The following is a 14131-nucleotide window of genomic DNA, read 5'->3' as shown; positions in this document are numbered from 1 at the left end:
CGTTCACGAAAATCTACGGTGAGTTGGGGGCATCGATGGGGGCATGATGTATTCGGTCTAGAGGAGATGCCCCCAAATGAAGCTCAATGCCAGACAGGTCGAGACTGCCAAGCCTAAAGATAAACCCTATAAGTTAGCAGATGGTGGGGGCATGTATCTGGAGGTGTTCCCTAACGGCACCAAAAGCTGGCGCATGAAATACCGTATCGCAGGTAAAGAAAAACGTGTGGTGTTTGGTGTTTACCCGACCATTACCTTAGCTGATGCCAGAAGCAAAAGAGATGATGCTAAAAAGCTGCTGGTTAATGGCGTTGATCCGAGTGCGTTTAAGAAAGAAAGCAAACTAGCCCAAATCGAAGAAGTAAAAAACACCTTTCAGCAAATTGCGCTCGAATGGCACAACATGAAAGTGAAGAAATGGTCTGCGGGATATGCCTCTGACATTCTTGAAGCCTTCAACAAAGATGTCTTCCCGTTCATCGGTCAACGTCCTGTTGCAGACATCAAGCCGTTGGAATTGCTTAACGTGCTTAAAAAGATGGAAGAGCGAGGAGCGACTGAGAAAGCTAAGAAAGTACGTCAGCGGTGTGGTGAAGTGTTTCGCTACGCCATAGTTACAGGCAGAGCCGAGTATAACCCCGCACCAGATCTCACCAGTGCTATGCAGGGGCATGAGTCTAAACATTATCCATTCCTGACCATTGAGGAGCTTCCAGCCTTTTTTAAAGCCCTTGCTGGCTACTCTGGTAGTGAGTTGGTAGTGTTAGCCGCCCGACTAATGATCATCACTGGTGTTCGAACGGGTGAATTACGTGGTGCGTTATGGTCTGAAATTTATACTGATAAAGGGTTATGGGAAATTTCTGCCAAACGCATGAAAATGCGGCGGCCTCATATTGTTCCGTTATCCGTGCAGGCATTGGAAATTATTGAAAAAATCAGGGCAATGACTGGTAATTTTCATCTAATGTTCCCCGGTCGTAATGATCCAAGTAAAACAATGAGCGAAGCCAGTATCAATCAGGTGTTTAAGCGAATTGGCTATACCGGCCGCGTTACGGGGCATGGATTCCGTCATACCATGAGCACCGTTCTTCATGAACAAGGCTACAACACCGCATGGATTGAAACCCAGCTTGCGCATCTTGATAAGAATGCTATCCGTGGTACCTATAACCATGCGCAATATCTTGATGGCAGACGTGAGATGCTGCAATGGTATGCTGACTATATGGATAGCCTTGAGAATGGTGGTGGCAATGTGATGCATGGGACGTTTAATCGACGTGCATAGAGGAAGCTGATGCTGAACTAAGGGCTATGTCTCGGTGAGCGTAGCTCTTTTATATGACTGCATTTTTTATAATTATTGCTTCTGGTCGCTCAGATGAGTTCAACTATCCATTTCTGAATGGAATAACAAAGGCACCAAATGGCAATCATGAGAAACTGGTCAACGGAACACACCAAAGAAGTTAAAAAATGGTTGGATATCAATACCTATCGAGGATTTGAAGATCTGACTCTCATACAGCTTTACCATGAGCTGCTTGCAAGGACACTGTTCTTTAAGCCTTATCATGAGGAATTCGAAGCGAAAGCCGTGAACCTCTATATTGACCGAATTTTCAGCGGAAAACCGTTTCTTATTACAGAGCAACATCTCGGATACCTCACGAGAGAGGACACCCTTTACCAACCCCCACATTTCTTTTTGACCACGACAGAACGGCTGGCTCAGCTCAGCATCGTTGGATTACGGAATTCATTATTTTTCTGGGATGGAAGTGATGAGTATTCGGTTAACCGAGAATTTCTCGATAGCCCTGTATCCGAAGCTCTCCCTAAGCTGTTCAGAGATACTGTCATGGTCGAAATAGACCTTGCGAATGGAACTGATGAGGAAATAGCTGAATCTTTGAAAGCCGCGCTACCTCAATGGCGTAAAGTACGGGGCATTGAAGCCGATACATCTGATTCGATCAGGTTTGGCTATGGAACCATCAAGAAAATCATCAACTACAGACTCATACCCATGATTGACATCCTTGTATGGTCTACTCTGCACAAGGTTCGCATATCAGAAGATCGACTTTCACGCCTCCTTTACACCGACGATGATGATGAAGAACAGACCCGCCTCAATCACCAAATTCGGGACACAGACAGACCACTGGCGATAAAAGCAGCCAGTATACCTTTCATCCGTCAGTTCCATCTGTTCATCAACAAAAACAGTCATCTCAAAAACATCAGAGTTTCAGACGTGATGAAAATCGCGGATTCTGATAAAGACTGATATCCATACCCTTGGCGATCTGAAGGTCGCTCTTTTTGCTGGTGATTCAATCGTATATTCATTTCCGTCAACATAGATGAGGGAAATACCATGAATCAGCCATGCAGACGTCTTATCCGCCTGTCAGAAGTGATGAATAAAACCGGATTTGGTAAGGCTTGGATTTATCGTCTTATCAGCCAAAATCGGTTTCCACAGCCTGTAAAGATCGGTATTCGTGCTATTGCTTTTATCGAAAGCGAAATCGATGAATGGATTCAATTAACTATAGAGAATTCAAGAAAGCATGTTGCTTAAGAGGAATGTTGCTACATCGATCTTTTAACTTTTAATAATATTAAGAAAATAAATTTATAGGCCTTATAAGTTCACTGACTGAGTTTCAAAAAAAACGAGGTTTTGTAAAGTTTAAATCTAAAAAAATACTATATTTAACGGAATTCTTTACTTTTTTTCTGGCAGAGCTTTTGCTATAAGATTTAGAGATGGTTTTCTTAATATCGGGTATGGATACAAATAACTAGCCGTACCTGTTTATTTGACGTCAAATAAATTTTTCCAAGCCATTAATATATATACCAAATAAACTAAAGTCATTGTAAAAAATTTGAATTATTTTGAATTGGAATATATTTAATAAGTGAGAGTGATATTAATTTGTAAAGAATGAGGTCAAAATGGGATATAAAGTAAAGAAATTCATCATGAGTAATGGGGAGCGAGGATGCCTGATCCTTGATAAAAATAGTAATCTACCAGCTTACTATCAAAATCTATTTCTTACTACCGACATAAGAAATAGAGGCGCAACCGCCTCAACTATGGAAATAGTTGCAACTAACTTACTAATTTTTAGTAATTTCTTAGATAGTAGGAAAATTAATATAGTTGATAGAATTGAGCTTGAAAAGTATCTCAGCGTTGCAGAAATAGATGATCTGGTAAGATATGCGAAACAAAGATTCGACAGACAAAAAATTATAAATATAAAATCAGCAAGTAATAGGTTTATTGCGAAGAGAACCTTTAGTTATAGAATACACGTTTTTTCACGCTACCTTAAGTGGTTATGTGGATTAGTTCATTCGTCAAAGGGGATTCATGCAAAGTATGAAGTAGACGTATTTATTGAAAGTATCAGAGCACATATTCCAAGAAACAGTTCATTGAATATGAATGAAATATCTGAAAAATCGTTAAATGAAGAAGAGATCAAAGTGCTTTTCCGTCTATTAGAAATTGGCGGGATTGAAAACCCTTTCCATAAGGAAGTACAGGTCAGGAACAGACTAATATTTACCTTGCTCTTAAATTTAGGTTTAAGGGCTGGAGAGTTGCTCAATCTTAAAATAGATGATTTTGATCTCAGAGACAACACTTTAAGTGTAGTCAGAAGACATGATTCAAAAGAAGATGGAAGATCTTATCAACCATTAGTAAAGACTGGAGAAAGGGTTATTCCGTTATCTGATGAGTTAGCCTGTGAAATTTTTGATTACATAAGCAATAGCAGAGAAAAAATGACAAAAAGAAAAAAGCATAATTTCTTATTGGTGGCTCATTGCACCGGAAAAAACGCAGGAGAACCCTTAAGTATTTCAGCTTATGAGAAGGTGATATCAACACTGAAACGAGCAAGTCCAGAGCTATATAATCTTTCAGGCCATAGGTTAAGGCACTCTTGGAATTATATGTATTCTAAAGGAATAGAAGGTGCTGAATTAGAATATAGTAGAAGGAAAGATTTAAGGAATTATCTAATGGGTTGGTCAAAGGAGTCAATAATGTGTGATAGATACAACTATAAATATATATCGCAACAAGAGAAGGATGTCGTCCTAAAGGTCTATAAATCAGTAAGTAAAATAATTAGTGGAGTTTAGTATGGAAAACAAATGTATTGAAAGTGAGCAAATCTTTTTTGCTAAGATGAATAGGTATAGTTTCAAACTGTCAGATAAGAAATGGCAACTGGATAAAGAAAACTGCGTATACCCTCATAAAGTTGTAGATAGAATGCCTACAAAAATGAAACTTAGCTACTTAAAAACATTGGCTTACTATGCGTCTGAATATAGTTCTTTTTATATTCAAAGCATTAACAATCTATTTTATAAGTGGTTTGGTGCGATGACTATCGATACTATTGATGACAAAGCCATATATCAATTGAATGTTTATTTAGGTTCAGCGAGAAACTACAAGCTAAACATAGTTAAGGCCTTCATCACTAAATGGAGAAAACTCAATTACCCTGGAGTAGAAGCGACTGCCCTTAGAATGTTGGAGAAAATAAAAATCATTCCAAACCAAACAGGAGAGGCAGTTAAAAGACGAGATCCAAATAAAGGACCTTTAACTGAAACGGAACTAAATTATATCCTTAACTCTGTTAGCAAACTTTATCTTCAGAAGAAAATTCAACGCTTCTTATATTGTTATATTCTTCTGTTGGCAATAACAGGAAGAAGGCCATTACAATTAATCTCTCTAAAAGCTAAGGATCTCATTAAAAATGAGAAAGGGTATTTTTTAAATGTACCAAAAGTAAAACAAAGGAAATCATTCAGAAATGAATTTAACATGGTAATGATAGAAAAGTTCTTATATGACAGCTTATCAATGCTAATTAATGAAAATCAGGTGTTTGTCGAAGATAAATTTAGTGTTGGGATTAATAACTATAGAGGCGAATTGCCAATCTTCATGGATTTAGACAAGATTACGGAAATAAAAAGAATTGAGGGTTTTTTATCTGATTTAACAACAGATTTTTTCCATATGAAAAATTCAGTCATGTCAAAGCTATTAAAACGCTTTCCTTCAAAATTCGATGTTAGATCAGAAAGGACTAACAGCTATATAGAGCTTAATGCCAGAAGATTCAGATATACATTAGGGAGTCGACTGGCTAATGAAGGAGCCTCAATTGAGGTGATTGCTAAAGCGTTAGATCATAAATCAGCAAACTCTTCTATGATTTATATAAAAAATAATCCTGACAGTGTTTATGATATCGATAAGAAACTAAGTGCATTTTTTAACCCCTTATCTAAAATACTTATGGGCGTAGAGATTGAAGAAAACAAGAACTTTTTTATCAAGTATGTTTTAGATTCATTTTTATTATTAGAAGATACGGAAGAGGAATTTAAATGTTTATCTTGTAAAAAATTCAACCCCTGGAGAGTATAATGAATAATATATTTATTTTTGAACCGAGTAATAGAAACAACCCACACGATAATGTTATTAAGTTCATCGAGTTTTGTAAGGATACCATTTCTAATAATAATTTAACAACTTCCTGGGAAAGCAATAAATGGAAAGGTTTATATAGGTTTACTAAGTTTAACACAAAAAACAACCTAAACAGCAAGGAATGCTTAGATGTTAGTTTTATTAACTTTGCTAAAGCATATATGTTGCATGTGCATTCATTCAATAAATCTAAGACGAAACACTCAACATTATCAATGTTGAAGATTGTAGAATTCGTTTTACTGAAAATCAATATGCAAGCTAATGTAATCTATTGCAACAATTCAGTTTTTGATGAATGCATAAGAATAGCTTCTGAAAAGTATTCTAAAGCACATGCATTTGCTATTGGGAAAGAACTTGAGAAATTGAGTTCATTTTTAAGTGATAATATGATGACTAATTCATCTTATTTATTTTGGGTAAATCCAATTAGATATAGGATTACTCAGTCTTGGACTGGTTATGATTCTTCACTTGAAGGGCATCCTAGATTGCCTGATATCAAATCAGTTATTGCGATTGCTGAGATTTTTTCAAAGCGGGATGAACAATTATCTTCAAGAGATATATTTACTACATCTGTGCTTGCTTTACTTATGTGCGCACCAAGTAGGATATCAGAAATTTTAGCTTTGCCAGCGGATTGTGAAATTACAGAATGTGATGGAAAGGGTATTCAAAGATACGGATTGAGATTTTTTTCAGCAAAAGGGTATGAAGGTAATATAAAATGGATTCCAACTTTAATGATACCTGTAGCTAAAAGGGCTATTAGCAGATTAAAAGAATTATCAAGTCAAGCGAGGTTATTGGCTGCTGAATTTCAAAAAATTCACTCTAATTCAACGATGGGGACCCTTAAAGAGAATATACCTCAAGATTTCCCTTGGTATGATAGAGAGAAGAAAATTGAATATTCTAATGCGCTTTGCTTGTTAACTGAAGGACAGTTAAATCAAAACAAAAAGAAAATGTTAGATAAGTTATTCAGACCTACAATGAGTTTTTTTAAAACTGACATTGTTGATTCTGATTATATAAAAGGACATTTTAATATCTTTAAAAGATATGGTTATATAAATGAAGATGGTAGCCCATATTTGCTAAGAACACATCAACTGAGGCATCTTCTCAACACATTTGCTCAAATAAATAGCATGGATGAATTCAGTATTGCTCGCTGGTCTGGACGAAAGCTTATTTCTCAAAATGTTTCTTATGACCACAGATCGCATCTTCAAATGTCTAAAGCAATAAGAGAACAAAAGTTATCAGTGTGTGTTAATGAGCACAGAATAAAGGATATTCCAGTGGTGGATCTTAATGAGTTTGATTCACTTAGTAGTGGTGCAGTACTTGTATCAAAACATGGCTACTGCAAACACTCATATGCGTTTAAGCCGTGTGAACATTATCCGATTGAGAATTCTGGTTTAGATAACGAAACGATTTCAAACATTCACGATAAAATTTTAAAAAGAACACTGTATGATAAAAATGATGGGAACATAAATGCTGATAGATGGTATGAATTTCATAAGAGAATAAAAAAAGGAGAATAAATGGCTAAGCATATAAATGGTTATCATGAGAAGAAGATTGTAGATGTTATTAATACATGGTCTATAGATGAAAAACTAACCTGGGATGCTTTGTGCGACAGGTTAGTAAGGATTATTGGCAAAAGGCCATCAAGACAATCCTTAAGTAGTCATGTAAGGATTGCAGAAAGCTTCAGTGTGAAAAAAGCCACTATCAAATCTGGTGCAATATACACTGTAAAACCTGCTAATTTAAAAGTGGCTTCTCAACGAATTAGAAGACTTGAAGCAGAAAATGAAGCTTTGAAGGCATTAAATGAACGCTATTTAGAGCAGTTCAAAGTATGGCTTTATAATGCTCACCTTAAACAAATAACGATTGAAGAACTTAATAATCCGTTACCTACAAAATACCTTTAATAGAATGGATAGGTTTTAACTATTGACATGATTAATAATTATGGTATTTCTTTAATTGTCAGGATGACAAAATTTCACTATTGCAAGGATGCATATTATGGATAAAACAAATATTAACTTAATGGAAAGGTATCTACTACTGCTTGATCGATTCGTTGATAAACTCGCTGAATCTGGTTTCTCAGAGCAACGAATTGTCGAACAATCATATCTTTTTTGTGCAGGATTTTATATCAAATACCAAAGTGGTATCGAAAAAATGACCTTCTCCAACAGGGAGGTTGTTTTAACCTTTCTGCTACTTTCATATTATAGTCATATAAATAAACTGGATGATGATTTAATCAACAAAGAGCGTATGAAAAATATATGTTCTTCATTGATTAACTTTATAGTCAGTAATGGTAGCCGAACAGAGAAAGTCTATGCTAATGAGAAAAGGAAATATGAGGCTTCAACTCTAAAAAGAGAATTATCGAAAAAGGATAAAAAGAAAAGATATGGGTTGTAGTGTTTGTATGATTTTCATTGAACTTACTTAATCTATAGTCTAAATTTTAATATTAGATTCGTAAATCTATAATTCCATGAATCTAATTAATGCTTAAAAGCATCCTCTAAGATGCTTTTACTGTTACCATGCATACATACCCAGAACCTTTAACAAAGGATAATAGAGGGGAGTTGTGTATAACAACTCCCTGACCTTACTAAGGTTAGCGATATTATTCAGCATCGTTCTGTCGAACATTTAATTTCTTTGAAAAATACTAATTATACCACTTAAGTTAATAACTTCTGCTTGATAGTGTATTTTGGTAAGTTGGAATACAATTTTTTGATTGGATCGTCAATAAGAAAAAGCTAGAATCCTTAGAAGGACATAGATTTTCATAGGGTTAAGATATGACGATTGCGAAGGATAGTTCGACTGATGAAATCATTCATGGAAATGATCTCCGTGGAATGGATGATTTTTACATTAAGACAACGAGTTTTGAATGCCCATTCGAGCCTTGTAAAATTAAAGCCACACCTTGTAGTTTTACTATGAAACATGTTAATCAATCATATTTTAGATATGGTGATAAACATAAGGATGGATGTGGTATTCATGACCCAAGATATAAAAACAATCATACTTCAAATGACGAAAGAAAACATAATTCGCCACCTGCTCCGGTTATATCACTTTTAAAAATTGATGTGAAGCCAAGAGGTGGTGTTAAAAATGCCAGAAGTAGTAAAAATGAAAATCACAAGGATGAAAAAAAAGCTAATGAACATCCTGTATCTTCATCAAGTATTAAGCCAGTCGTTGACTATTACATAAATAATAGCAATCATAATGAACAGCTATCAATCCCTCCATATGGCACGCGATCTTATAAAGATACGTTTCAACTTATTTTTTACAAAAACAACATACGTTATTACAAACCTGCAATTTATTATGGTGTAGTCCAGTCTAATATTCGTCTGCACGAAGATTCAGATAAACATTGTATTACTTTCCTCGCAAGGGATAAGAAGACCCAAAAACCATTTACGCTTGAAATTGATGTTTCTGACTGGAATAAAAGTCAGAAGGATGTGTTTTGGAAAGAATATGAAAAGCAAAGGAAGGAAGCTGATAGGTATTATAAGGGACTTAAAGATAAAAGGAATGCTAAAAAATACCTGACGGTTTTCTTTTTTGGGATGCCGGATGAAAATGATAAGTTTCTATTTAAGACAAACCACTTTAAATTAGTATATGTGGCTTTCTTGGGTAAATTTGAAAGCTCATATAATGATAGTAATTATTACATTGAAAATGATCTGTCTGTATCATCATTGAATGAACAACCCATTTCAGTATCTGATATAGACCATAAAAATCATGAATATAATATTGAAACTTCATTAGATTTTAGTACTCCTTTGCCAGAGCCAGAGCCAGAGCCAGAGCCAGAGCCAGAGCCAGAGCCAGAGCCAGAGCCAGAGCCAGAGCCAGAGCCAGAGCCAGAGCCAGAGCCAATAAAATCCTCTTTAAAGGAAAATACTGAGACTGTAGAAATGAAGAGCAAAGTTTGGGGGAGGCTGAAAAAGATAATCACTTTCTTTAAAAAGTGATTTATGTTTTCTGTAAAAAAGCCCGTAGGTTTCAACTGCGGGCTAAATTTTCCCTTGATGCTGGTTTTGTCTTTTATCTAAAAAATGCCAGTCTTCACGTTGCTTGTTCCAGCATTAAAGATGTATGTGCTGACTTTTTCGCCTTTGAAAGAAACTGTCAGAGATTTAGTTTGTGAGTCTGCTCCACCTGCAAGCAGTCCCACAACGGGGATGAAAGAGGTTGCTTTGGACTGACTGTTATACATAGTGTATGACCATTGCTCTTCACCATCGATCAAAGAACGGCTGTCAGGTTCACCGAACGATGCTAACACGTCCTGTTTTGTAGTTTTGCCTTTAACAATTTTAGTTTTCACACTTTCCTGCGTCTCATTTTTCAATGACTGGTTGCCTACTGAGGAACAACCTGCCAAGGTCAGAAAAACGAATCCTACGATTATGATTTTTTTCATACCACACTTTCCTTTTTTATTTTTAAATTTTAGCGCTTTACTGACTCAATAAGATTTCTAAGTTCATTTTCAAATTTCTGGCTTCGTCTTTTCATCAAATTGATACAAATAAAACTTCCAACTCTTGAGAAAAGATATGTAAACCACATGTATTTGTGGTCGCTCCACATGTAGCCGTCTTTAAATCCCCAGGGTAGTGTGAGAAATGAAATAAGTGCAGCAGAACAAAGTAAAATGAAAATAACGGTGAGAAACTTTGGAACAGGCATTGCTCTGTAATACGATGCTGTGGAGGCAGTATGAAATAGCATTGTCAGAAAAGCGGGGATAATAATAGTTTTTCTTTTTAAGTTTACCTCGTGTTCACCCGTTTTCTTATTAACGATAAGCGCATCTTTATATGTATCATACGAACCATCCTCACTATATTGGCGAAGTTCGTATTTATGGATAGTGTGTGAACTTCTGAAAGGGATACCATAGTCAGAAATCTGCTTCTCATCCCCTGTGTTGGTTTTTACCCAGATATGACCATTGCCTGGATCGGAGTTGATGACAGTGGCAGAGAAAGTCTCAATAAATGTGAAAGTTTCACCAAACAACACAAAATTGGGTGTCGTGATTTCCGTTTGCCGAGGATCATCAGAAAGACCAGCTTCAGCTTCTTTCTTCCTGCTTTTCGTAGCGGAGATGCTCATACAAGTTCCTTAGTGTTCAAAATGAAGTCATATTCGGTGATGTATGAAACCGTCCAAGCTTACAGTTGAGATGGTAGTTGCCATTTCAAACCCTGCGTTTGAGCTAATGAATAAGTAAATAGACTAGCTAAATCATATCGTTAGATGATTGCATGTAAATTGACATTTTGACTTAGTTCGTAAGAAACGCAAATCACTTGTACCGATCGATTATGAATTAATGATAGGTATAGACTATCAACACTAGATTATCGATCGGTATAAACGATCAATGTGTTGGGCTATATTAATCAAAAAAGGCTTGCCAGCCTTACATCGAAAGCGATGCTCTTCTGGATTGAGGTGGTGATTCGATGAGAGTTTTTTGGGGGATAGGCATAATCTCTACCACTCTCACGCCAGTGATGGTTTTGTGTTTTCTAGGGCGTTTAAGGGTTGGTATTTTGAGATTTTTCAACATACGATAAATTAAATCGAGGTAGGGGATGTATTCCAACCACCTAAATGCTGAAACTGCATAGCTTCGGTCGGGGGCTTTTTTTAACGATTCTTTAGCACCAGCACCATCTTCTAAGTGAAACTGCTTTACAGAAGCGTTAGTGTGTTCGTCCTGACCAGCACGGTTATCATGGATAAGCGCTTCTATGGGGCTGTGAACTTCTCTTGTTGTGATTTCAGGAGCATCTGTAGCAATGAACGTACAAGGCGCTTCACTGACAGATGCTTTCAGTTCAAACAGGAAAGCATTATCACGTTCCGGTTGATAGTTGAGTTTGTTCTGCAACGCTGACCAAGAATAACCCTTACCGAGCTGCGAAGCTTTGAAAGCAATCCCCCTATATACGAATGAAAAACCGTTCATCTTACCCGCAGAAGCAATGTTAGGGATTGGCCTGATATTTTGTGCCATAAGCTGTTGCGCGAAGTCGGTAATCGATTGCCTGGTATCAAGCAGTTCATTAAGGGCGTTTTGGATGATTGCTTTTGGGCATAGCTCACCAGTTCTCTTTTCTATCATCAGCTCATTACGGGATTTTTTGAGCTTCGGTTTAGGTGAGGGCGCTGCTGGAGAAGCTTTCGGTCCTTTAGTTCTTGTCAGATTGTAATCTCTTTCAAGTTGCTGAATTATTCTTGTGCTTGCCAGATTCTCGTTCTTGCCGAGGTAGAGCTTTCCTGCATCAAGAGAAACTCTGCTTGCGATGATATGGATGTGCTGGCCGTCTTCGTCGTCATGTAGGATGTAGCATCTGAGATGCGTTTCAGAGAACCCCATTCTTGTCATGTAGTCATCTGCGATGCAGGACCACTGTTTAGCCGTTAGTGATTCACCTTTAGGTAAGCGAAGCGAGTTGTGCCAAACAGCCTTTTGCACGTCAGGGCGAAGCTGTTTGGTGCTATCAAATTCAGCGATCAGATCTTTAGCGGGATTGCCAACTATCGTTATATTTCCACCGATTACGATAGGGTCTTTTTTATGATGAGAACAGGGCTTTAACGCATAGAGGACGACACCAGCAAAACTCTTTCCTCTGCGGATTTTTTGCATCCCTTTCATTATTTATCACTGACAGATCGATTTGCTGACAGAAGGGCATCTCTTAGTGCTTTTATTCTTTTTTGCACCGTATAAATTTCGGTGATAGTAAAAGGACTATCGTGTGATTTAGTGTTGAGATGCTGAACGAGATTGTTCAGATCCTGAGATGCTTTGGCAAGGTCTTTCCAGACAGTTAGATTTATTTCAGGAATTTTGGGAGGGAGATGATTCAATGCTGACATACGTATCCAAACAGCACGGTTGAGATCTTCTCGTGAACCATCAACGTAATATAACTCGGCATCATTTAATCTGATGCTAATACAATGAGAACGTGTCTGCTGGGAGGGTGTTTTAGCAGAAGTAATATTTTCATAGCTACAATTTCTGAATGGCTTGAACTTATTAAAAGTATGATTGCTATCATTCATATGAACTCCTTTCATATAGTAAAGTAAAATAAGCATGTCCATTATGCTTATTTTATTTATATGATAGATGCTGAAAATGTCAATGCATGTGGTTGGTTTTGCTTTTAATTTTTTCAACCAAAGGGCGAAAAACAAGGAGCAACTCAAAGTATCACCGAAGGAGATGCTGAGAGTTAGCCCTTGCTTAAAAAATTAAGAAGATGCTTTTTCTTCCGATTCCCCGACAACATTTAAATGGTTGGGTTTCATTTCTGGTGAAGATACATTTTCGGTGTTATTGTTATTTTCATTGTTTTCTATTATATCATCCTCATAAGAATTATCTTCGTTGTGAGACATGTCATATAATTTTATAACTTCACCATTTTTTTTGCGGGTGGTTAATGAATTGTCCGAGATCCATCTGTCTAAAAGCTCAATGTAATTGGAAAAAATACCCGCATTAGACCCAGCTTCTTTTTGGAAAATCTCGATAATATAAAATGCTCTATGCTCAAAATTTTGCATTGGGTCAAAAAAACATTCCATTATTAACTTTTCATCAAAATCCCCTCTTAAAACACCTGCTGATATGAATTCGTAATAATTAAGGATATATGATGCATCACGACAAGCTGAAATTAATTCCTTTTTGACTTTCCTGTCTTCTCCAGCAAAACCACATCTGTACTGTTTTGCAATATTCAGTGGGATTGTTTTAGTTAATCCGAAGTGGCGGTAGACATTATCTAACTTGTTGAAATAATGAACGCTATGTCTTTGGTTCATTATTGTATTGATTGTATGGGACTTACGTGCAGAAGCTGCATTTATTGTCGCCTGAATCCACCATCCTGTTCCTAGCACTATTGAGCTTATAAGAACAGTTAATGATGTTTGATAACTTGTACCATTTTCTGAAGATAAAACAGAAAAAACGATAATCAATAATATAAAAAATATCGTTGAAATAACCCTCAATGTTTTCTTTATTTCTGGGTATTTAGAAACTAAAACCATTCTAATAATGTCTGTAATAAGAAATGCTAATGTAAAAAAAATCCCAAAAAGAACAATGTTATTAGTATTTATAACAGTAATGATGTTATTTTTAAAGGTTTCCCAATTCATTACAGTGTATACGATTAGTAAAATTAAAAAAACGCCTAAAGCTAAACCGAATGTTAGAATTGGGAATGCTTTCCCATCTAATTTCTCTTTTTTTTCTGCCATGATAGCCACCTAAAAAAAACAGAGCCTCGCAGCTCTGTTTTTGTTAAATTAATTAAATTTATTCGATGCAGCCTGACTCAATACAACCTGATTCGATGCAGCCTGATTGGTAAGTTTTTCTCATATGCTCCTCCTTTTGGTAATGACTACTAATTTATACTT

The 14131-nt window shown here is 36.4% G+C and carries 14 protein-coding genes; 9 read left to right on the top strand and 5 right to left on the bottom strand.

Annotated features, from left to right (window positions below; all coding sequences use genetic code 11):
* Nucleotides 1–76 precede the first annotated feature (76 nt).
* The 9 genes from O3S68_RS12505 (at nucleotide 77) to O3S68_RS12465 (ending at nucleotide 9639) form a co-directional block, all read left to right on the top strand.
* Complete coding sequence (locus tag O3S68_RS12505) at nucleotides 77–1294, top strand: tyrosine-type recombinase/integrase (protein ID WP_269231616.1); 1218 nt, start codon at nucleotides 77–79, stop codon at nucleotides 1292–1294.
* Between the two features lie 147 nt (nucleotides 1295–1441).
* On the top strand, nucleotides 1442–2299 hold the full coding sequence (locus O3S68_RS12500; protein ID WP_001412615.1) for a DUF6387 family protein: 858 nt from the start codon (nucleotides 1442–1444) through the stop codon (nucleotides 2297–2299).
* A gap of 90 nt (nucleotides 2300–2389) precedes the next feature.
* On the top strand, nucleotides 2390–2596 hold the full coding sequence (locus O3S68_RS12495; RefSeq protein ID WP_117044521.1) for a helix-turn-helix transcriptional regulator: 207 nt from the start codon (nucleotides 2390–2392) through the stop codon (nucleotides 2594–2596).
* Between the two features lie 380 nt (nucleotides 2597–2976).
* Nucleotides 2977–4182 (top strand): site-specific integrase, encoded by a 1206-nt coding sequence (locus O3S68_RS12490; protein WP_117044520.1) that lies wholly within the window; start codon nucleotides 2977–2979, stop codon nucleotides 4180–4182.
* A 1-nt stretch (nucleotide 4183) separates the two neighbouring features.
* The gene (locus O3S68_RS12485) at nucleotides 4184–5494 is read left to right on the top strand and encodes a tyrosine-type recombinase/integrase (protein ID WP_117044519.1); all 1311 of its coding nucleotides are present in this window, start codon (nucleotides 4184–4186) and stop codon (nucleotides 5492–5494) included.
* Nucleotides 5494–7125, top strand: a complete 1632-nt coding sequence (locus O3S68_RS12480) for a DNA-binding protein (protein WP_269231615.1) — start codon at nucleotides 5494–5496, stop codon at nucleotides 7123–7125. The genes O3S68_RS12485 and O3S68_RS12480 overlap by 1 nt, the downstream gene beginning before the upstream one ends.
* Nucleotides 7126–7524 carry a hypothetical protein gene (locus O3S68_RS12475; RefSeq protein ID WP_117044517.1) on the top strand — a complete coding sequence of 133 codons (399 nt, stop codon included), beginning with the start codon at nucleotides 7126–7128 and terminating at the stop codon, nucleotides 7522–7524. It begins immediately after the preceding gene.
* Between the two features lie 97 nt (nucleotides 7525–7621).
* On the top strand, nucleotides 7622–8035 hold the full coding sequence (locus O3S68_RS12470) for a hypothetical protein (protein ID WP_049077747.1): 414 nt from the start codon (nucleotides 7622–7624) through the stop codon (nucleotides 8033–8035).
* 395 nt (nucleotides 8036–8430) lie between these two features.
* The gene (locus tag O3S68_RS12465; protein ID WP_269231614.1) at nucleotides 8431–9639 is read left to right on the top strand and encodes a hypothetical protein; all 1209 of its coding nucleotides are present in this window, start codon (nucleotides 8431–8433) and stop codon (nucleotides 9637–9639) included.
* Between the two features lie 77 nt (nucleotides 9640–9716).
* Here O3S68_RS12465 and bamE read toward each other — a convergent pair whose 3' ends face one another.
* From bamE to O3S68_RS12440, 5 genes are all read right to left on the bottom strand, one after another.
* Nucleotides 9717–10019 carry an outer membrane protein assembly factor BamE domain-containing protein gene (gene bamE, locus O3S68_RS12460; protein WP_001417601.1) on the bottom strand — a complete coding sequence of 101 codons (303 nt, stop codon included), beginning with the start codon at nucleotides 10017–10019 and terminating at the stop codon, nucleotides 9717–9719.
* 101 nt (nucleotides 10020–10120) lie between these two features.
* Nucleotides 10121–10789 carry a hypothetical protein gene (locus O3S68_RS12455; protein WP_032697199.1) on the bottom strand — a complete coding sequence of 223 codons (669 nt, stop codon included), beginning with the start codon at nucleotides 10787–10789 and terminating at the stop codon, nucleotides 10121–10123.
* A gap of 310 nt (nucleotides 10790–11099) precedes the next feature.
* Complete coding sequence (locus O3S68_RS12450; RefSeq protein ID WP_117044515.1) at nucleotides 11100–12344, bottom strand: relaxase/mobilization nuclease domain-containing protein; 1245 nt, start codon at nucleotides 12342–12344, stop codon at nucleotides 11100–11102.
* Nucleotides 12344–12757 (bottom strand): hypothetical protein, encoded by a 414-nt coding sequence (locus O3S68_RS12445; protein WP_075209005.1) that lies wholly within the window; start codon nucleotides 12755–12757, stop codon nucleotides 12344–12346. The genes O3S68_RS12450 and O3S68_RS12445 overlap by 1 nt, the downstream gene beginning before the upstream one ends.
* A 192-nt stretch (nucleotides 12758–12949) precedes the next feature.
* Nucleotides 12950–13969, bottom strand: coding sequence for a DUF4760 domain-containing protein (locus tag O3S68_RS12440; RefSeq protein ID WP_097432356.1), 1020 nt, complete (start codon nucleotides 13967–13969; stop codon nucleotides 12950–12952).
* Between the last annotated feature and the right edge of the window lie 162 nt (nucleotides 13970–14131).

The sequence above is a fragment of the Kosakonia sp. SOY2 genome (assembly GCF_027109175.1).
Classification (GTDB): domain Bacteria; phylum Pseudomonadota; class Gammaproteobacteria; order Enterobacterales; family Enterobacteriaceae; genus Kosakonia.
The sequence above is the reverse complement of the archived record's forward strand: the minus strand, read 5'-3'. Positions and strand labels throughout refer to the sequence as shown.

What these genes read in the sequence shown, in the direction of transcription:
- O3S68_RS12490 (WP_117044520.1), top strand. Translation starts at nt 2,977, where the DNA reads ATGGGATATAAAGTAAAGAAATTCATCATGAGTAATGGGGAGCGAGGA.
- O3S68_RS12470 (WP_049077747.1), top strand. Translation starts at nt 7,622, where the DNA reads ATGGATAAAACAAATATTAACTTAATGGAAAGGTATCTACTACTGCTT.
- O3S68_RS12500 (WP_001412615.1), top strand. Translation starts at nt 1,442, where the DNA reads ATGAGAAACTGGTCAACGGAACACACCAAAGAAGTTAAAAAATGGTTG.
- O3S68_RS12475 (WP_117044517.1), top strand. Translation starts at nt 7,126, where the DNA reads ATGGCTAAGCATATAAATGGTTATCATGAGAAGAAGATTGTAGATGTT.
- O3S68_RS12465 (WP_269231614.1), top strand. Translation starts at nt 8,431, where the DNA reads ATGACGATTGCGAAGGATAGTTCGACTGATGAAATCATTCATGGAAAT.
- O3S68_RS12440 (WP_097432356.1), bottom strand. Translation starts at nt 13,969, where the DNA reads ATGGCAGAAAAAAAAGAGAAATTAGATGGGAAAGCATTCCCAATTCTA.
- O3S68_RS12450 (WP_117044515.1), bottom strand. Translation starts at nt 12,344, where the DNA reads ATGAAAGGGATGCAAAAAATCCGCAGAGGAAAGAGTTTTGCTGGTGTC.
- O3S68_RS12480 (WP_269231615.1), top strand. Translation starts at nt 5,494, where the DNA reads ATGAATAATATATTTATTTTTGAACCGAGTAATAGAAACAACCCACAC.
- O3S68_RS12495 (WP_117044521.1), top strand. Translation starts at nt 2,390, where the DNA reads ATGAATCAGCCATGCAGACGTCTTATCCGCCTGTCAGAAGTGATGAAT.
- O3S68_RS12505 (WP_269231616.1), top strand. Translation starts at nt 77, where the DNA reads ATGAAGCTCAATGCCAGACAGGTCGAGACTGCCAAGCCTAAAGATAAA.
- O3S68_RS12445 (WP_075209005.1), bottom strand. Translation starts at nt 12,757, where the DNA reads ATGAATGATAGCAATCATACTTTTAATAAGTTCAAGCCATTCAGAAAT.
- O3S68_RS12455 (WP_032697199.1), bottom strand. Translation starts at nt 10,789, where the DNA reads ATGAGCATCTCCGCTACGAAAAGCAGGAAGAAAGAAGCTGAAGCTGGT.
- O3S68_RS12485 (WP_117044519.1), top strand. Translation starts at nt 4,184, where the DNA reads ATGGAAAACAAATGTATTGAAAGTGAGCAAATCTTTTTTGCTAAGATG.